This is a genomic window from Pseudomonas sp. 37 R 15 (assembly GCF_900004865.1).
In the GTDB taxonomy this organism is placed as follows: Bacteria; Pseudomonadota; Gammaproteobacteria; order Pseudomonadales; family Pseudomonadaceae; genus Aquipseudomonas; species Aquipseudomonas fluorescens_AM.
In genome coordinates, this window is record NZ_CVTV01000060.1 from 18,206 (window position 1) to 37,445 (window position 19,240).

At 62.8% G+C, this 19,240-nt stretch carries 16 protein-coding genes; 6 read left to right on the top strand and 10 right to left on the bottom strand.

Annotated elements, in window-relative coordinates; all coding sequences use genetic code 11:
- Nucleotides 1-74: 74 nt before the first annotated feature.
- On the top strand, nt 75-800 hold the full coding sequence (locus tag BFQ04_RS24475; RefSeq protein ID WP_065953003.1) for an SDR family oxidoreductase: 726 nt from the start codon (nt 75-77) through the stop codon (nt 798-800).
- Here the strand turns inward: BFQ04_RS24475 and BFQ04_RS24480 are convergent.
- The 6 genes from BFQ04_RS24480 to BFQ04_RS24505 all read right to left on the bottom strand — a co-directional run bounded on the left by BFQ04_RS24480 (nt 797) and on the right by BFQ04_RS24505 (nt 8,773).
- On the bottom strand, nt 797-1,801 hold the full coding sequence (locus BFQ04_RS24480; RefSeq protein ID WP_065953004.1) for a LacI family DNA-binding transcriptional regulator: 1,005 nt from the start codon (nt 1,799-1,801) through the stop codon (nt 797-799). The genes BFQ04_RS24475 and BFQ04_RS24480 overlap by 4 nt on opposite strands.
- A gap of 58 nt (nt 1,802-1,859) precedes the next feature.
- Nucleotides 1,860-2,723, bottom strand: coding sequence for a LysR family transcriptional regulator (locus BFQ04_RS24485; protein WP_065953005.1), 864 nt, complete (start codon nt 2,721-2,723; stop codon nt 1,860-1,862).
- A 634-nt stretch (nt 2,724-3,357) separates the two neighbouring features.
- Nucleotides 3,358-4,113 carry a proteinase gene (locus BFQ04_RS24490; RefSeq protein WP_065953006.1) on the bottom strand — a complete coding sequence of 252 codons (756 nt, stop codon included), beginning with the start codon at nt 4,111-4,113 and terminating at the stop codon, nt 3,358-3,360.
- Between the two features lie 107 nt (nt 4,114-4,220).
- Nucleotides 4,221-5,633 carry an efflux transporter outer membrane subunit gene (locus BFQ04_RS24495; protein ID WP_065953007.1) on the bottom strand — a complete coding sequence of 471 codons (1,413 nt, stop codon included), beginning with the start codon at nt 5,631-5,633 and terminating at the stop codon, nt 4,221-4,223.
- Complete coding sequence (locus tag BFQ04_RS24500; protein ID WP_065953008.1) at nt 5,626-7,599, bottom strand: MacB family efflux pump subunit; 1,974 nt, start codon at nt 7,597-7,599, stop codon at nt 5,626-5,628. The genes BFQ04_RS24495 and BFQ04_RS24500 overlap by 8 nt, the downstream gene beginning before the upstream one ends.
- 1 nt (nt 7,600) lies before the next feature.
- Nucleotides 7,601-8,773, bottom strand: a complete 1,173-nt coding sequence (locus BFQ04_RS24505; RefSeq protein ID WP_065953009.1) for an efflux RND transporter periplasmic adaptor subunit — start codon at nt 8,771-8,773, stop codon at nt 7,601-7,603.
- Between the two features lie 256 nt (nt 8,774-9,029).
- On the opposite strand from BFQ04_RS24505, the gene BFQ04_RS24510 reads away from it, so the two are divergent.
- The 5 genes from BFQ04_RS24510 (at nt 9,030) to BFQ04_RS28995 (ending at nt 14,177) form a co-directional block, all read left to right on the top strand.
- Nucleotides 9,030-9,512 carry a sigma-70 family RNA polymerase sigma factor gene (locus BFQ04_RS24510; RefSeq protein WP_065953010.1) on the top strand — a complete coding sequence of 161 codons (483 nt, stop codon included), beginning with the start codon at nt 9,030-9,032 and terminating at the stop codon, nt 9,510-9,512.
- A gap of 120 nt (nt 9,513-9,632) precedes the next feature.
- On the top strand, nt 9,633-10,970 hold the full coding sequence (locus tag BFQ04_RS24515) for a lysine N(6)-hydroxylase/L-ornithine N(5)-oxygenase family protein (RefSeq protein WP_065953011.1): 1,338 nt from the start codon (nt 9,633-9,635) through the stop codon (nt 10,968-10,970).
- A gap of 200 nt (nt 10,971-11,170) precedes the next feature.
- A complete protein-coding gene (locus BFQ04_RS24520; protein WP_065953012.1) occupies nt 11,171-12,391 on the top strand; it encodes a putative DNA modification/repair radical SAM protein in 1,221 nt (406 codons plus the stop codon).
- Nucleotides 12,388-13,221, top strand: a complete 834-nt coding sequence (locus BFQ04_RS24525; RefSeq protein ID WP_065953013.1) for a TIGR03915 family putative DNA repair protein — start codon at nt 12,388-12,390, stop codon at nt 13,219-13,221. The genes BFQ04_RS24520 and BFQ04_RS24525 overlap by 4 nt, the downstream gene beginning before the upstream one ends.
- A 62-nt stretch (nt 13,222-13,283) precedes the next feature.
- A complete protein-coding gene (locus BFQ04_RS28995) occupies nt 13,284-14,177 on the top strand; it encodes a GNAT family acetyltransferase (protein WP_083218066.1) in 894 nt (297 codons plus the stop codon).
- A gap of 134 nt (nt 14,178-14,311) precedes the next feature.
- Here the strand turns inward: BFQ04_RS28995 and BFQ04_RS24535 are convergent, their stop codons facing one another.
- The 4 genes from BFQ04_RS24535 to BFQ04_RS24550 form a co-directional block, all read right to left on the bottom strand.
- Nucleotides 14,312-15,331, bottom strand: a complete 1,020-nt coding sequence (locus tag BFQ04_RS24535; protein WP_065953014.1) for a branched-chain amino acid aminotransferase — start codon at nt 15,329-15,331, stop codon at nt 14,312-14,314.
- 205 nt (nt 15,332-15,536) lie between these two features.
- Nucleotides 15,537-16,916 (bottom strand): dihydrolipoyl dehydrogenase, encoded by a 1,380-nt coding sequence (lpdA, locus tag BFQ04_RS24540; protein ID WP_065953015.1) that lies wholly within the window; start codon nt 16,914-16,916, stop codon nt 15,537-15,539.
- 4 nt (nt 16,917-16,920) lie between these two features.
- Nucleotides 16,921-18,180: a dihydrolipoamide acetyltransferase family protein gene (locus BFQ04_RS24545; RefSeq protein ID WP_065953016.1), complete on the bottom strand. Its 1,260-nt coding sequence runs from the start codon at nt 18,178-18,180 to the stop codon at nt 16,921-16,923.
- Nucleotides 18,181-19,239: an alpha-ketoacid dehydrogenase subunit beta gene (locus BFQ04_RS24550; protein WP_065953017.1), complete on the bottom strand. Its 1,059-nt coding sequence runs from the start codon at nt 19,237-19,239 to the stop codon at nt 18,181-18,183.
- Nucleotide 19,240 lies beyond the last annotated feature (1 nt).

The following is a 19,240-nucleotide window of genomic DNA, read 5'->3' on the forward strand; positions in this document are numbered from 1 at the left end:
GTTGAATGACACACCGCTATCGGGGGCAAGCCCCCTCCCACAGTGGATCTTCATTGTTCTTGAGATTTTGATCTATGAACGCAATTTTTGACTTCACTCACCACCGCATCCTCGTCACCGGCGCCAGCAGCGGGATTGGCCGCGAAATCGCACAGCAGCTCATTGCCAGTGGCGCCGAGGTGTTCGCCCTGGGCCGGGACGCCCGGGCACTGGCCGAACTGGGCTGCCACATCCTGAGCGTGGATATCGCCGACAGCGCCGCGCTCGACCACGCCTTGAATGAGCTGCCGGCGCTGCACGGTCTGGTCAACTGCGCCGGCATTTCACGCCTGGAGCCCGCCGCCGCCATCAGCGCCGAGGCGTTTGATCAGGTGATGAGCGTCAACGCTCGCGCCGCTGCGCAGGTGGCCAGCCGCGTGGCGGCGAAAATGATCGAAGAGAACATCGCCGGCAGCATCGTCAACGTCTCCAGTCAGGCCTCGCTGGTGGCGCTGGATGATCATCTGAGCTACTGCGCCTCCAAGGCCGCCCTCGATGCGATCACCCGCGTGCAGTGCGCTGAATGGGGCCGCTTCGGCATTCGCGTCAACAGCGTCAACCCCACTGTCACGCTCACGCCGATGGCGACCATGGCCTGGTCCGATCCGGTCAAGCGCGACCCGGCGCTGGCCGCCATTCCCCTGGGCCGTTTTGCGCACACCGTGGAAGTCGCGTTGCCGGTGCTGTTCCTGCTCAGCGATGCGGCCAGCATGATCAGTGGCGTGAGCCTGCCCATCGATGGCGGCTATACCAGCCGTTAGCCGTTCTCCAACTGCCCGGCGATGACCACCTTGTCCCGTGGCTTGTACGGGTCTTGCAGGCGATCAAGCAGCAGGCGCACCGCGCTGCTGCCGGCCAGCGAGGCATCGTGGGCCACGCAGGCGATGGGCACGCCGAAAATATCGGCGAACGGCAGGCGGTCGATGCCGCAGATGGTCAGGCTGTCGTGGGCGATGTTGTGCATGCGTAACGCGCGCAGGGCGCCGAGGGTGATCAATTGGTTGAAGCCCATGATCGCGTCCGGCGCCGAGTGGGCGGCGAGGTAGTCGAGGGTGTGCAGGTAGGACGGCATCAGCGTGTAGTCCCCGGCCTGCACCTCGACCTGCACCTGAGGATGTTCGGCCAGCACTTCGCGCAGGCCCTTGAGGCGTTCGACGGTGATGCGCGAGTGCTCGGGGCCGGTCAGCACCAGCAGGCGCTTGAGGTCCGGGGTCTGGCGCAACAGGTAGTGCGCGGCCTGGATGCCGCTGTGGTAGTTGTCGAGCACCACGCGGCTGAACGGGCTGTCGTGGAGCGTGCGGTCAAGCAGCACCACCGGGGTCTTGCCGTTGCCCAGGCGCTCGAGATAGTCGGGTTGGTAGCTTGGCTCATCGGAGACCGGCGACAGGATGATCCCCGCCACGCGATAACCCAGCAGGGTATCGACGGCCTTGCTTTCCAGTTCTTCCAGCTCATCGGTGTCCACCAGCATGATGGTGTAGCCGTGCTTTTTTGCTTCGCGGGAGATCGCCTTGATCATCTCGCTGTAGAAGGGGTTGTCCACCGACGCGGTGATCACACCGATGATCAGGCTTTCACTGCGCTTGAGCCCGCGCGCGAAGGCATTGGGCACGTAGTCGAGCTCGCGCGCCACTTCCAGAATGCGCGCCAGGGTGGCGGGTTTGACCAGATCAGGTTTGCTCAACGCCCGGGACACGGTAATGGTGGTCATGCCCACCCGTTTGGCGATGTCGCTGATGGTGACGGACTTTTTCTTGTTCATCGGTAAGGCTGCAAGAGGACACTCCCGCAGGCTAGCATGCGCGCAGGCCCAGGGTGACTCAAATCAGCGGGTCCCAGCGTTGCGACCAGTCACCTTCGGTCTTGACCACTTCACGCAACAGGGTCAACGCCTGCTGCAGCACCGCAGAATCTCGTGCCCGCGAATACACCAGGTACGTCGGGAAACTGAATTCCGGCGCCTTGGCCACCCGCTGCATCACGCCGCTGTCCAGGTAGCTCTGCACCACGCGCGTGCGGAAATACCCGGCGCCGCCGTTCACCAGGATGTACTGCAGCGCCAGCGGCCCCAGATTGAAACCCACGGCGGCGCGCGCGCGGTCGGGCAAGGCGGCGTCGTGCTGTTGGCGAAAACCCTGGCCCCAGTCGATATACACATAGGGCTCGGGTTTGCTCGCCAGTTGCACCAGGATCAGTTTTTCTTCCAGGACTTGCTCGACCTGCAAGCCCGGCCAGTACTGCGGCTGGAACACCAGCGCGGCGTCAAGCACGCCCAACTCCAACTGACGCAACAGGTACTCGCCCTCGCGAATTTCGGTGCGCAGGGCATGCCCGGGGATATGCTCGCGCAGCGCCTTGGCCCAGCCGAGCATCAGCGGATTGCACAGGCTGACCTCTGCGCCGATATGCAGCACATTGCGATAGCCATCGGGCAAGGGCAGGTCGCGGCGCGCCGCTTCCCAGGTTTGCAGCAACTGGTTGGCGTACACCACAAAGGCCTCGCCGTCGGCGGTCAGGCGTGCACCAGCGCGATTGCGCACGAACAGCGTACTGCCCAACTGGTTTTCCAGGTTCTTCACCCGTGCGGTGATGGCGGTCTGGGTGACGTGCAGTTTCTCCGCCGCTGCGGCGAGGCTGCCGCAGCGGGTGATTTCCAGAAAGGTGCGTGCCAGTTCGATGTCCATGAAGCCCCCGGGAGATGAGTGGAGGGCATTGTAGTGGAACGCGGTGAGCACTGTGGGAGGAGGCGTGCCCCGATAGCGGTGTGTCAGTCACAGAGGCATTCACTGACACTCAGTAATCGGGGGCAAGCCCCCTCCCACATTCAATTGAATTTCAGCTCGGGTTGTGTGGTGCTTGCAAGTGCTTGGTAGGGGATGCCTTTGCATAAGCGTGACTTGCGCACCTTCGTCCATGCCCGAACCCTGCGGTGCGTTGTGACCCGCTTCGAGGGCAGGCATTTTTCAGTGATTGGAATGCAGTGCAAATGTGGGAGGGGGCAAGCCCCTTCCCACATTTCAATTGAATTTCAGCTCGGGTTTTGTGGTGCTTGCAAGTGCTTGGTAGGGATGCCCTTGCATAAGCGTGACTTGCGCCCCTTCGTCCACTCCCGAATCCTGCGGTACGTTGTGACCCGCTTCGAGGGGCAGCCATTTTTCAGTGATTGGAATGCAATGCAAATGTGGGAGGGGGCTTGCCCCCGATAGCGGTAGATCAGTCACAGATGCAGTGACTGACACTCAGTAATCGGGTTGTGCGGTGAATCAAGAGTGATCGAACGCCAGTGGATCCAGTTTCAAAGGGTCGTAGACCTGCGGCTCACTCCCAGCCGCCACGGTCGAGACACCGGGTGCTCGTCGGTGGCTGTTTGCCGTAGGCCAGAAACTCCCCGAGCCAGCGGCTGACACAGCCGTCGGCGGTTGTCTGGGCGGGTTCCTTGAGCAGTAGCGACTCGACGCCGGAAGCGCCCGGTTCGCCGTGCCCTGCGTTGACCAGCACCATGCGTGCGACACGTTCGGGAAACCGCGTCGCGTAGCGGTTGCCCAGGCGCGCCGCGTCGGCATTGCCGACGTAGTTGAGCCGGGACTCGCCCAGTTGCCCGCGCACATACTCCATATCCTGTGCCGCCTGTTCGAGGGCGTCGCCCCCTGTGAGGTCGCGGCTGCTCAGTTCGATCATGTCGTAGCGGTCGACCAGCTTACGGTAAGCCGGGTTGGCGTAAGACTCCCAAAGGCTGGCCAGATGCAGGGCAAAGGTGGCGTTTTTAGCTGTATGCGGCTCGCCGGACTGGATAAACACCACGCCCTCGCGGTTGAGCGGGTCGCGCGCGCCGACGCGTGTCACGCTCAGGCGTATGCGGCCGCGTCCAGGAGCGGCATGGTCGCGGGGCACCGTCACCAGGCCACATTGGGTACGGTCGAGTACGTCGGGGGCGAGCCGCTCAAGCACCGGGAAAGGGCAATCGAGTAACCAATCAATGGCGGTGGGCGCGATCAGGGGGTCGGCCAGGGCCAGGTGTGCGATCAACCAGCCGCCGAGGCAGACCAGGCATTTTCCAACAACGCTGGGTTTCATTAAAAGGTCCCGGGAAGCCGTATGAAGTCGGCTTTTTTACCAAGGACCTTGGGTCTAATAATGTAAGGCGATTAAACGGATCGTGTACGAAACTGGAGTTTCGTTTATCAGGTGTCGCTATTCCAGCCACCGCCCAATGCTTTGTACAACGCGATGCTGGCTTGCAGGCGCGACAGCCGCAGCTGCACGTCCAAGTCCTGGGCCGCGTACAGGGTGCGTTGGGTCTCCAGCACCGTGAGCAGATCTTCGGCACCGGCCTGGTAGCGGCTTTCGGCGATCCGGAACGCGGTTTGGGCCTGTTGCAGTTCTTCAACTTGCCATTGGCGTTGCTGGTCGAGGCGGCTGATGCTGCTGAGGGCTTTTTCCACATCGGCAAAGCCGTTGATGATCGCCCCACGGTAGATTTGCAGAAGCTCATCCTGGCGCGCGCGGGCCTTGTCGCGTTCGGCGCTTAAACGACCGTTGTTGAAGATCGGCGCCACCAGGCCCGAGGTCAGGGTGTAGAACGGGCTGCGCAGGATATCGTCGGCCTTGTATGCGCCCGAGCCCAGGGTCGCGCCCAGGGTCACTGCAGGCAGCATCGCTGCACGGGCTACGGTGACGTCGGCACTTGCCGCCGCCAGCTGTGCCTCGGCCTGGGCGAGGTCGGGGCGCCGGCTCAATAACTGGCTTGGCACGCCGGGCCCGATGGTTGGCCAGGTCAGTGCCGGGAACGCCTCGGTGCCCAGTTCCAGCGCCTGCACGGGCTGGCCGAGCAACGCGGCCAGGGTGATGCGCGCCTCTTCGGCCAGTTGCTCGACCAGCGGCAGTTGCCGCTGCTGGCTGGCCACCAGGCTTTTCTGTTGCGCCAGTTCCAGAGCCGTGGCGGAACCGGCGTCGTAGCGGGTTTGCACCAGGTTCAGCACCGCGCGCGCATTCGCCAGGTTCAGCTCGGCGATCTGCACGCGTTGGCGCGCCGCCAGGGTTTGCGCGTAACGATCGGCGACGTTGCTCAGCAGGGTCAGTTCCACGTTGGCCTGGTCGAACTGGCTGGCCTGCAGGCTATGCAGCGCGCTGTCCCGCGCAGCGGCGCGACCGCCCCAGAAGTCGAGTTCGTAGCTGGCCGTGAGGTTGGCGTCATAGCGGGTGACGGTTTTATTGCTCTCGGTGGCGTCCAGGTCCGAGTTGCCGCTGCCGCGCAACAGCTTTTCGCGGGTGGTGGTGAGGTTGAAGTTGATCTCGGGCAGCAGCGGCGCCCCGGCAATCACCGCCGTTGCCTGCGCCTGGCGCACCCGAGCCATGGCGGCGGCCACGTCGAAACTGTCACGCCGGGCCTGGTCGATCAGGCGGTTGAGCGATGGGCTGCCAAAGTGCGTCCACCAGCGCTGGTCGGTGGCTTGGCTGGCCGCGCGTTCGCCATAATGCCAGGCGGCGGGTGGCGCGATGCCGCTGTCGACGGCGGCGGGGTTGCCGGCGCAGGCGCTGAGCAGCAGGCACAGGCTTAGCACTGACAGTTGTGGTGCGATGGATCGTTTATTCACTGGTCAACGCCTTAACCGGATCGAGCCGGGCAGCTTTACGGGCCGGCATAAAGCCGAATACGACGCCGGTGACCAGCGCGCAGCCAAAGGCGCCGAGCATCGCCACCAGGGAAAACTGCACCGCCACGTCGGCCAGCACCAGCACGCCGCCCACCAGCAGCGCCAGGGCGATACCGAACAGCCCGCCGACCACCGAGAGCATCACCGCCTCAGTCAGGAATTGGCGCAGGATGTCGCGCTGGCGTGCGCCGGTGGCCATGCGGATGCCGATTTCACGGGTGCGTTCGCGCACGGTCATCAACATGATGTTCATCACGCCGATACCGCCCACCAGCAGGGAAATCGCGGCAATCGAGCCGAGCATCAGCGACAGGGTGTTTTGCGTGCGCGCTTCAGCCTGAATCATCGCTGCGTCGTTGGTCAGGTGGAAGTCGCGTTTGCCGCCGTGCAACTTTTGCATAAGCTGACCGATGGCTTGCTCGGCCTCTTGCACCTTGCGCGCATCGGCGGCGGCAATGACCACGTATTCGGGGTTATAGGTGCCGAACAGGCGCACGCTGGCGGCGGTGTAGGGAATGGCGACACGGTCGTCGCTGTCTTGCATGCCGGAGCTGGAGCCTTTTTCCGCCAACACGCCAATCACCTGAAAGGGCACGTTTTCGATCAGGATGTATTGGCCGATGGGGTCTAGCTGGCCTTTGAACAGTTTTTCGCGCACGCGATGACCGATCACCGCCACCGTGGCCCCGGCGCGCTCGTCGGCTTCGGTAAAGTAGCTACCTTCGGCCACCGGCCAGTTGAAGATGTCCGGGAAGTTGGTGTCGTTACCGCCCACATAGGCCGTGTAGTCGACGTTGCCGAAGCGCACGCCGGCGTAGGTGCCGTTCACCGGCATGATGCGCTTGACCTGGGGCAATGTAGCCAATGCCGCCACATCATTGAGGGTCACGATACCTGGCGGCGTGCGCGGGTTAGGCGAAAAGCCACTCAGGTAGATGATGTTGGAGCCGAAGGCCGCCATCTGCGCCATGACCTGGCGCTTGCTGCCTTCGCCCACTGCCAGCACCACCACCACCGACGCCACGCCGATGATGATCCCCAGCAGCGTCAGCGCGGTGCGGAAGCGGTTGATCCACATCACCCGCCAGGCCGCCTGCACCGCGTCCAGCAGCTCGGCTTTCCAGGCACCATTGTGTTCGGCGCCGTCGGCCAGGCGCTGGCGCAGGTCCACGGCTTGCAATGCATTGCTGCCGGCCGTGATGGGCACGTGGATGTTACTCAACGCCGAATCGCTGATGATCAGGCCGTCGCTGATCTCGATGATGCGGTTGGCGTGCGCCGCGACTTCGCGGTCGTGGGTGATCAGGATCACTACGTGGCCCTGGCTCGCCAACTCATCCAGCAGCAGCATCACCTCGGCGCCGCTGTGGCTGTCGAGGGCTCCGGTGGGTTCGTCCGCAAGGATGATATGCCCGCCGTTCATCAACGCACGGGCAATCGAGACGCGTTGTTGCTGGCCACCGGAGAGCTGGTGCGGGCGGTTGTTGGTGCGGTCGGCCAGGCCCAGGCGGGTCAGCAGAGCCTTGGCGCGGGCATGGCGTTCGGCGGCGCTGATGCCGGCATAGATCGCCGGCATCTCGACGTTTTCCTGGGCCGAGCCGGAGGGGATCAGGTGGTAGCCCTGGAACACGAAACCAAAGGCTTCGCGGCGCAGCCAGGCCAGTGCATCGCTGTCCAGGTGCGCGACGTTTTCCCCGGCGAACAGGTAGTCGCCCACGGTGGGGCGGTCGAGGCAGCCGAGGATGTTCATCAGTGTGGATTTTCCGGAGCCCGAGGCGCCGACGATGGCAACGAACTCTCCCGCATGGATAGACAGGTCGATCCCGCGCAATACGTCGACCTGCGGGCTGTCGCCGCCACCGTAGGACTTGCGGATGTTCTTGAGTTCGATCAATGGCGTGGTCACATCAACCCCCGCTGCCGCTGGCTGGGCCGATCAACAGGTGATCGCCTTCGTTGAGGCCATCCAACACTTCAACGCGCAGGCGGTCACTGATACCCAGGTGTACTTCGCGCTCCTCGATGGCGCCATTTTCGGTGACGACCCGGGCGATCTGCTTGTCGGTGCCTTGGCCGCCGAGCAGCGCCGCGACCGGGACGGTGAGAGCGTCCTTGACCTGGCTGGCGACGAAAAACACCTGGGTGGTCATTTCGGCCATCAGCGCATTGTCAGTGTTGTCCACATCCAGCAGTACGGTGTACAGCACTACGCGGCCACTACCGGTTTTGCTCGTGCTGGTGGGGCTGCCACTGCCCTGGCTGGTTTCATTCAGCGGCTTGGGCGGGATCGGCAGGATCTGGCGTACGGTGCTGGTCCAGCGCCGGTTGCCGCCGGCGAGGGTAGTGAAATAGGCGCTCATGCCCGGTTTGACGTGGCTGATATCGGCTTCGGACACTTCGGCCCATACGGTCATCGGCGACAATTTGGCGATGCGCAGGATCAACGGCGTTTGTTGCTGGGCGTTGAGGGTCTGGCCGACCCGTGCATCTACCGCCACTACGGTGCCGCTCATGGGCGCGTAAATCCGCGTATAGCCCAGTTCGGCCTCGTCACTGCGCAGGCTGGCCTGGGCCTGGCGGATCTGCGCCTGGAACATATCGACACGGGCTTGGGTGGCGCTCAGTTCGGCTTTGGCGGTTTGCACATCTTCTTCACGGGTGGCGTTGCCTGCAACCAAGCGTTGCTGGCGCTGGTATTTCTGGCGTGCGAGTTCGTGCTGGGCTTTCTGTTCCTGCAACTGCGCCTTGAGGTTTTCAATGGAGTAGCGGCTGGCGTCGAGCTTGGCCTGTTGCGTGGCAGGGTCGATTTCCACCAGCAACTCGCCTTCCTTGACTTGATCACCGGCCTCCACATGGATCTTGCGAATCTGTCCGGATGCCTGGGCACCCACGTCGACATACCGGCGCGGCTGCAGGGTGCCAAGTGAGGTGACGCTGTTTTCAATGTTGCCGCGGGTTACGGCGACCGTGGGCAGGCTGTCGCGGCCCGACGGCAGCACTTGCCAGGCAACCACCGCGAGGATGCAGAGCAGGCACGCCATCACCAGCAGGGCGCGTCGGGCAGGTCGAGGGCGTTTCATGTCTTGGTTCCAGCCGGGAGGTATTGACCGCAGGAGCGGGGAGTTGACAGTTATACGAGAAAATTGCCTGGAGATTTAGGCCCTTACACACGTGGTAACAGCTCGCCCGACGAAAAAAAAAGCACCGGTGATGCAAGACTTCTTTAAAAGTAGATGAGAATTACTATAAATTGCACACACTCAAACTGCCATCATCGATGGACGTGTTCCTAAAAAGGTTGGCATCGTCAGCACCACGGCCATGGGGCCAGGAGTCATGTTGGAAAACTACTATCGCGAGCTGGTGTGTTTCCTCAACGCCAAGCTGGGCAACCGTCAGGTGGCCGAGGATGTGGTGCATGACGCGTATGTGCGGGTGCTGGAGCGCTCCAGTGACACGCCGATCGAACAGCCGCGCGCGTTCCTGTACCGCACCGCGTTGAACCTGGTGATCGACGGCCATCGGCGCAACGCCCTGCGCCAGTTGGAACCGCTGGAGGTGCTGGACGCTGAAGAACGCTTCGCCCCCTGTTCACCGCACACCAGTCACGACCAGGGCCAGCGTCTGGAGATGCTCGAGCGCGCCCTGGCCGAGCTGCCGGCGGCCTGCCGCGACAGTTTCCTGTTGCGCAAGCTCGACGGCCTGTCCCACCTGCAAATCGCCGAGCGCCTGTGCATTTCCCGCGCGCTGGTGGAAAAGCACATCGTCAATGCCATGAAGCACTGCCGGTTGCGCATGCGTGAGTGGGAAGTGCACTGAAGCGCTGTTAGTTAAATTTTATTTCACTGTCCTCGTTTCCTATCAACACACGGCCTGTTGTTCAGGCCATGAAGGTATTCCCGCCCCAACCGCCAAGGGGCTTATCCAGAGGACACTGGAATGACACAGGCAATTGCTTCGCCCGCGGTTCACGACCTGATCGGCATCGGCTTCGGCCCTTCGAACCTGGCGCTGGCCATCGCCCTGCAGGAGCGTGAGAAGGCGCAGGGCAAACTGGACGTGCTGTTCCTCGACAAACAAGCCGACTACCGCTGGCACGGCAATACCCTGGTGACCCAGAGCGAATTGCAGATTTCGTTCCTCAAGGACCTGGTGACCCTGCGCAACCCCACCAGCCCGTATTCCTTCGTCAATTACCTCAAGGCCCACGACCGCCTGGTGGACTTCATCAACCTGGGCACCTTCTACCCGTGCCGCATGGAGTACAACGACTACCTGCGCTGGGTTGCCGGGCAATTCCAGGCCCAGGCCCGCTACGGCGAGGAAGTGCTGGCCATCGAGCCGATCCTGCACCAGCAACAGGTTGAAGCGCTGCGTGTGATTTCCCGCGATGCGCGGGGCGAACAGCATGTGCGCACCACACGCTCGGTGGTGGTCAGCGCCGGCGGCACGCCGCGTATTCCCGAAGCCTTCAAGGCGCTCAAGGGCGACAGCCGGGTGTTTCACCATTCCCAGTACCTGGACCGCATGGCCAGCCAGCCGTGTGTGGACGGCAAGCCCATGCGCATTGCGGTGATCGGCGGTGGTCAAAGCGCCGCCGAAGCCTTTATCGACCTCAACGACAGCTTTGCGTCGGTGCAGGTCGACCTGATTCTGCGCGGTTCGGCGCTCAAACCGGCGGATGACAGCCCGTTCGTCAATGAAGTGTTCTCGCCGGCCTTTACCGACCTGGTGTTCCAGCAAGTCGGCGCCGAACGTGAGCGCCTGGTCGCCGAGTACCAGAACACCAACTACTCGGTGGTGGACCTGGACCTGATCGAGCGCATCTACGGCATCTTCTATCGGCAGAAAGTTTCCGGCATCGCGCGTCAGGCCTTCCGCACCATGACCGTGGTCGAAAAGGCCACCCCCGGCCCGCTGGGCATTGAACTGACGCTGCGCAACAACGCCACCGGCGAAACCAGCGTGAATCACTACGACGCGGTGATCCTCGCCACCGGTTACGAACGCCAGATGCACCGCGAACTGCTCGCGCCGCTCGAAGCCTACATGGGCGATTTCGAAGTGGCCCGCGACTACCGCATCGTCACCGACGAGCGCTGCAAGGCCGGTATTTACATCCAGGGGTTCAGCCAGGCCAGCCATGGTTTGAGCGATACGTTACTGTCGGTGCTGCCGATTCGTGCCGATGAAATTGCCGCGTCGTTGTATGCCAATGACCGTAGCCGTGGCAGCGCGCGCTCGGTGCAGGACCTGCTGCTCGCCACTGCAAGCTGATCGGATTGTGTAGGAGCGAGGCGGGCGGCTAGCCCTTGCTCGCGAAAAACGTCAACGATAACGCGCCTGTTCTGAATCAACGCGGCGCTCTCGCGTTCTTCGCGAGCAAGGGCTAGCCGGCCGCCTCGCTCCTACAGGCGGTACTTGTGACATGGGGTTGCTGCTGATACTGTACAAAAAACCAGTATCGGTAGCTCTCCATGCAGTTGATCGAAAAGCTCAGCATCCTCGCCGACGCCGCCAAGTACGACGCTTCGTGCGCCAGCAGTGGCGCACCCAAGCGCAGCTCCGAAGGCAAGGCCGGGCTGGGTTCCACCGATGGCATGGGCATTTGCCACAGCTATACGCCCGACGGCCGTTGCGTGTCGCTGCTCAAGGTTTTGCTCACCAACTTCTGTCTCTACGACTGCCAGTATTGTGTCAACCGCCGTTCCAGCGATGTGCCGCGTGCGCGATTCAGCCCGGAAGAAGTGGTCACCCTGACCCTGGACTTCTACAAGCGCAATTGCGTCAGCGGGCTGTTTCTCAGTTCCGGCATCATCCGTTCAGCCGACTACACCATGGAGCAGTTGGTGCGGGTCGCCAAATTGCTGCGTGAAGAGCACGATTTTCGCGGCTATATCCACCTCAAGACCATTCCTGAAGCTGACCCTGCGTTGATCGCCGAGGCCGGGCGCTATGCCGACCGCCTGAGCGTGAATATCGAACTGCCCACCGATACCAGCCTGCAAACCCTGGCGCCCGAAAAGCAGATCGTCTCGATCAAACAGGCCATGCAGACCATCTACACCGGTGAACAGACGGTGCTCAACGAACCCCGTGCACCGCGCTTCGCCCCGGCCGGGCAGAGTACCCAGATGATCGTCGGCGCCGATGACACCGACGACAGCACCATCCTGCACGGTGCCGAAGCCTTGTATGGCAATTACAAGCTGCGCCGCGTGTATTATTCCGCGTTCAGCCCGATTCCCAACAGTCCGAAGAGCGTGCCCCTGGCCGCACCGCCGCTGATGCGCGAGCATCGTCTGTACCAGGCCGACTTTCTGTTGCGCAGCTACGGCTTCAGCGCCAATGAACTGTTCGAAGGCCCCGGCCACCTGGCCCTGGATATCGACCCCAAGCTGGCGTGGGCCCTGGAGCATCGCGAGGTGTTCCCCCTGGACCTGAACCGCGCCGAACCGACCTTGATCGCGCGCATCCCCGGCATTGGCCTGCGCACCACCCAGCGCCTGGTAGATCTGCGCCGCGAACGCAAGATCCGCTTTGAAGACCTGGCCCGCATGCGCTGCGTGCTGGCCAAGGCCAAGCCGTTTTTCATCACCAGCGATTACCACCCACAGCAGGCCGATAGCACCAGTGTGTTGCTGCGCGAACAGCTGCGTGATCGCCCGCAACCGCAACAGATGGGGTTGTGGGGATGATCAGCCTGGAATGCGACAACCTGTTCAGCACCTGGCGCGAACAGGCGCGCTGGCTGCTCAGCCATCAGGTCGACCCCAGCCAGGTGAGCTGGGGCGAAGCCGAGGTGGCGGATTTGTTTGCCACCGACGAACCCATTCCGTCCGGGCCGGGGCCTTTCCAGGCGCGCATTCCCAAGGCCTTGTTGCAACTGTTGGAGTCGGCCGCCTGCTACCAGGGCGATCAGCGTTGGAGTTTGCTGTACGAAGTGTTGTGGCGGGTCAGCCATGGCGATCGCACGGCAATGCTGGCAGGTGACAAGTTGGGCAGCGAGTTGCAGCGCCGCATCAAGCAGGTCAGCCGTGAAGCCCACCACTTGCATGCGTTTGTGCGGTTTATTGCATTGCCGGCCGAAGCCGGGCCCGAGCTGCCGGAGTACGTGGCCTGGCACGAGCCGGCCCACGATATTTTGCACAGTGCCAGCCAGCATTTCGTCGGGCGCATGGGCCGCCATCGCTGGATGATCGCGACGCCGCTGGATGGGGTGTATTACGACGGCGAGCAATTGATTCACCAACGCCAGTGCCCCGAGGCGTGGCAGCAGCTGGCGCAAAATGTCGAAGACCCGCACAGCGCCATGTGGTTGACCTATTACAGCCACATCTTCAACCCGGCGCGCTTGAACCCCAAGGTGATGGAAGGGCATCTGCCGAGCCGGTTCTGGAAGAACCTGCCGGAGGGCAAGTTGATTCCGGGGCTGATCAGCGAGGCGCGCACGGGCAAACAGAAGGATGGGCAGGCCAGGCTGGTGGGCACCAAACCCGGCAAACGCATTTCAAGCGGGCATAATTAGAAAATGTGGGAGGGGGCTTGGTATTGTGGTGTTTGTCAGAGCGTCCTCAGCCAGGAGCAATCATGTCTACCGCTGTTCGTCTTGCCCAAACCGCCGATGCCGAAGGGATCAGCCAGGTCATCCTGGCGGCCTTGCACAGCAGTAACGCACAGGATTACCCGGCGGATGTGATTGCCCGAGTGGCAAGTCATTTCACCCCCGATGCCGTGCTGGCGCTGCTCAAGCGCCGTGTCGTGCTGGTGGCCACCCAGGAGCAGGTGATCGTTGCCACCGCCGCCCTTGACGCCAACGTGGTGCGCTCGGTGTTCGTCAACCCGGCGCTGCAAGGGCAGGGCATTGGTCGCCTGTTGATGATCGAGATCGAACTGCGCGCCCGCGAAGCCGGGGTGACGGTGTTGAGCGTGCCATCCTCGCTGACCGCCGAGGCGTTCTACAGCAAGCTGGGGTTTCACACCGTGCGTGATGTCTATCATGGCAATGAGCGCACGCTGGTCATGGAAAAGGCCCTGCTGTCCCGGCATCCCATCGGCCCGTATCGCGACCGTCAGCACCGTGCGCAAGTGGTTGAGTTGTGGCAGGAGGCGTTCGGCTATGACACCGCGCATAACCTGCCGAGCCTGGCGATCGATAAGAAGCTGGTGGTCAATGACGGGCTATTCTTTGTCGCGACCGATAAAAAAACCGTGATCGGTACGATTCTCGCCGGCTATGACGGCCATCGCGGTTGGCTGTACTCGGTGGCGGTGCATGCCGACTATCGTCGCCACGGCCTGGGATCATCGTTGGTGCGTCACGCCGAACAGGCCTTGACGGCGTTGGGTTGCATGAAGATCAACCTGCAGATCACCGGCGGCAATGACGCGGTGGTGGGGTTCTACGAGGCGTTGGGCTATGGAGTGGAGCCGAGGATCAGCATGGGCAAGAAGATTGCCGGGAATATTCCTCCCCAATCTTGAGAACACAGGAGGCAAATGTGGGAGGGGGCTTGCCCCCGATGGCAGGGTGTCAGTCACCGATGATGTTGACTGATTCACCGCCATCGGGGGCAAGCCCCCTCCCACAGGTTTTGCAGTGTTGCTGAGGCAGTGGCTTAGACCTTGACGATCCAACCCGCTGGCGCTTCAACGTCACCGGTCTGCACGCCCGTCAGCTCTTTGTAGAGCTTCTGGGTAATCGGGCCCACTTCGGTTTCGCTGTGGAACACGTGCAGCTTGCCGTTGTACTGGATGCCGCCGATCGGCGAGATTACCGCAGCGGTACCACAGGCACCGGCTTCCTTGAATTGATCCAGCTTGTCGATGAACACTTCGCCCTCGACCACGGCAAGGCCCAGGCGGCTCTGGGCCAGTTCGATCAGCGACAGGCGGGTAATGCCCGGCAGCACCGAAGGCGACTTCGGCGTGATGAACTGGTTGTCATGGGTGATGCCGAAGAAGTTGGCCGAGCCGACTTCTTCGATTTTCGAATGGGTCATCGGGTCCAGGTAGATCGCGTCGGCGAAGCCGGATTTTTTCGCTTCCGAGCCCGGCATCAGGCTGGCGGCATAGTTACCGCCCACTTTGGCGGCACCGGTGCCTTGTGGCGCGGCGCGGTCGAAGGTGGAGATCTGGAAGTTGTGGGGCACCAGGCCGCCTTTGAAATAGGCGCCGACCGGGATGCAGAACACCGAGAAGATGAACTCCGGCGCGGTGCGCACGCCGATGTTGTCACCGGTGCCGATCACGAACGGGCGCAGGTACAGCGCGCCGCCGCTGCCGTAAGGCGGGATGAAGCGCTCGTTGGCCTTGACCACTTGTTTGCAGGCTTCGATGAAGTCTTCGGTCGACACATGCGGCATCAGCAGGCGGGCGCAGCTACGCTGCATGCGCGCGGCGTTCTGGTCCGGACGGAACAGGTTGATCGAGCCGTCCTTGCAGCGGTAGGCCTTGAGGCCTTCAAAGCACTGTTGGCCGTAGTGCAGGGCGGTAGAGCCCTCGCTGATGTGCAGCACATTGTCGTCGGTCAGGGTGCCTGCTTGCCATTCGCCGTTTTTCCAGACCTGGAGAAACCGCTTGTCGGTCTTGATGTAGTCAAAACCCAGCTTGTCCCAATTGATGCTTTCGTTACCCATGACACCCTCTAATCTCTGGTCAAGTCGGATTTTTTTCTGGATGGGCTCAACAATACTGCATTCTTGGCCGGTGTGGGAGCGGGCGGTTGGACCATTCAACCTCTCTATTGGATGATCCACTGCTATCGGGGGGCAAGCCCCCTCCCACATTTAGAATGCATTCCCCTGTAGGAGGGGGTTTGCCGCCGATGGCCTCGCCACGGTTCTACAGGTGCAACGCATGCCCCAAAGCCCGCAACGCCGCTTCCTGTACGGCTTCGCCCAAGGTCGGATGGGCATGGATCGTTCCCGCCACATCCTCCAGGCGTGCACCCATTTCCAGGCTCAGGCCAAACGCAGTGGACAGTTCCGACACACCCACGCCCACGGCTTGCCAACCGACAATCAGGTGATTGTCACGCCGCGCCACCACCCGCACGAAGCCGGTTTTCGACTCCAGGGTCATGGCCCGTCCGTTGGCGGCGAACGGGAAGCTCGACACGATGCAGTCCAGGCCGGCTGCCTTGGCCTCGTCCGGAGTCTTGCCCACCACCACCAGTTCCGGGTCGGTAAAACACACCGCCGGAATCGCCGCCGGGTTGAATTCGCGAGGTTTACCGCTGATCAGTTCGGCGACCATCTCGCCCTGGGCCATGGCCCGGTGCGCCAGCATGGGCTCGCCGCTCAGGTCGCCAATGGCATACACATTGCGCATGCTGGTCTGGCAACGGCTGTCGATCTTGATCGCGGCGCCGTTCATGTCCAGGTTCAACGCTTCGAGGTTCCAGCCCTGGGTGTTGGGTTGGCGACCAACAGCCACCAGCACCTGATCGGTTTCCAGCGACAGGGTGTCGCCATTCGGGTCGCGCACTTGAAGGCAATGGTCGGCATACCCGGTGACGCTGTGTCTGAGGTACAGCTTCACCCCCAGTTGCTTGAGGGATTCGCTCACCGGTTGAGTCAGTTCGGCGTCATAGGCCGGCAGGATGCGATCCTGGGCTTCGACCACACTGACGTCGGCCCCCAGCTTGCGATAGGCGATGCCCAGTTCCAGGCCGATATAACCGCCACCCACCACGATCAGCCGCTTCGGTACGCGGCTCGGGGCCAGGGCTTCGGTGGATGAAATGATCGGCCCGCCAAGCGGCAGCATCGGCAGCTCGACACTCTTCGAACCGGTGGCCAGCAGCAGGTGTTCGCACTGGATGCGCTGCTCGCCCACGTCGACGGTCTTGCCGTCCACCACCTTGGCCCAGCCGTGGATCACCTGCACCTTGTGCTTCTTCAACAGCGCGGCGACGCCGGTGGTCAGGCGATCGACGATGCCGTCTTTCCATTCCACACTTTTGCGGATGTCCAGGGTGGGCACGTCCACCTCGATGCCCAACTGCGAGCCCTGGCTGTGGTGTACCGTCTGCTGGAATTGCTCGGCCACATGGATCAAGGCCTTGGACGGAATGCAGCCGATGTTCAGGCAGGTGCCGCCCAACGCCTGGCCTTCCACCAGGAGGGTCGGGATGCCCAGTTGGCCGGCGCGAATTGCGGCCACATAACCGCCCGGGCCGCCGCCGATAATCAGCAGCGTGGTGTGTAGTGTCTGAGTCATGCCCTTACTCCAGGAACAGGCTGGCGGGTTGTTCGAGCAGGCCTCGCACGGCCTGGATGAATTGCGCCGCGTCCATGCCATCGACCACACGGTGATCGAACGAGCTGGAGAGGTTCATCATCTTGCGCACCACGATCTGGCCCTTTATCACCATCGGCCGCTCGACGATGCGGTTGACGCCGACAATCGCCACTTCCGGCAGGTTCAGCACCGGCGTGCTGACGATGCCACCCAGCGCGCCGAGGCTGGTCAGGGTGATGGTCGAGCCCGACAGCTCTTCGCGGCTGGCCTTGCCGTTTCGGGCTGCTGTGGCCAAACGCGCGATTTCTTCGGCAGTGCCCCACAGGCTGCGGGCTTCGGCGTGGCGCACCACTGGCACCATCAGGCCGACATCGCTCTGGGTGGCGACGCCCACATGCACCGCACCGAGACGGGTAATGACCTGGGCTTCGTCGTCATAGTGTGCGTTGATCTGCGGAAAATCGCGCAGTGCCACCACCATGGCGCGCACGATGAAGGGCAGCAGGGTCAGCTTGCCGCGTGTGGCGCCGTGTTTTTCATTGAGGTGCACGCGCAGTTCGTCCAGCGCCGTGACGTCGATTTCTTCCACGTAGCTGAAATGCGCGGCGCGGCGGGTGGCATCCTGCATGCGCTGGGCGATCTTGCGGCGCATGCCGATCACCGGGATCTGGTGCTCGTCGTTGCGTTCGGCATAAGGGTTGGCGGCGGCCGAGGCTGGGCTGGCGCCTTGCTGAAGGTAAGCTTCGAGGTCTTCATGCAGGATCCGCCCGGCCGGGCCGGAGCCCTGTACCAGGCGCAACTGGATACCCGCATCCAGGGCATGCTTGCGCACGGCGGGGGAGGCCAGCGGGCGCTCATTGGCCTCCCGCGCCACGGGCGCCTGGACGTTGGCCGCGACAGGCGCGGGCTTGCCTGGAGCCGGTTGCGGCTGGCTCTCCACCACCGGCGCGGCTTTTTCCAGCGGTGCGGCCACGGCCGGCGCTTCCCTGGCGTTACCGGCGCCTTCCACTTCAATGCTGATCAAAATACTGCCCACCGCCATGACTTCACCCGGCTCGCCGCCCAGGGAAATCACCTTTCCGTGGACCGGCGAGGGAATGTCCACCATCGCCTTGTCGGTCATCACATCCGCCAGCACCTGGTCTTCGACGACCAGGTCGCCGACCTTCACATGCCACTGCGACAGTTCAACTTCCGCGATGCCTTCGCCAATGTCCGGCATCTTGATAACGTGCGTGCCCATTCAGACCTCCATGACCCGTTTCAACGCCGCGCCCACTCGGGACGGGCCTGGGAAATACGCCCACTCCTGCGCATGCGGGTAGGGCGTGTCCCAGCCGGTGACGCGCTCGATCGGCGCTTCCAGGTGGTGGAAGCAGTGCTCCTGCACCAGCGACACCAGCTCGGCACCAAAACCGCAGGTGCGCGTGGCTTCGTGCACCACCACGCAACGGCCGGTCTTTTTCACCGAGTTGACGATGGTGTCCAGGTCCAGCGGCCACAGGCTGCGCAGGTCGATGACTTCGGCGTCGATGCCGGTTTCTTCGGCGGCGACTTGCGACACATACACCGTGGTGCCGTAGGTCAGCACGGTCACCGCAGACCCCGGACGCACGATGGCGGCCACGTCCAGCGGTACGGTGTAGTAACCGTCCGGCACCTGCGCCTGCGGGTGTTTCGACCACGGGGTTACCGGGCGGTCGTGATGGCCATCGAACGGGCCGTTATACAGGCGCTTGGGTTCAAGGAAGATCACCGGGTCATCGTTTTCGATGGAGGCGATCAGCAGGCCCTTGGCGTCGTAGGGGTTGGACGGCATCACCGTGCGCAGGCCGCAGACCTGGGTGAACACCGCTTCGATACTCTGGCTGTGGGTCTGGCCGCCATAGATGCCGCCGCCGCACGGCATGCGCATGGTCAAGGGCGCGGTGAACTGGCCGGCTGAGCGATAACGCAGGCGCGCGGCCTCGGAAATAATCTGGTCGGTGGCGGGGTAGACATAGTCGGCAAACTGGATTTCCGCGACCGGACGCAGGCCGTAGGCGCCCATGCCCACCGCCACGCCGATGATGCCGCTTTCGGAAATCGGTGCGTCGAATACCCGCGAGCTGCCGTATTTGGTCTGCAAGCCTTCGGTGCAACGGAACACGCCGCCGAAGTAACCGACGTCCTGGCCGAACACCACCACGTTGTCGTCCCGTTCAAGCATCACATCCATGGCCGAGCGCAGGGCCTGGATCATGGTCATGGTGGTGGTGGTCATGGCGGTTTCCAGTTCGATGCTGTTGTTGTGATCGTTCATG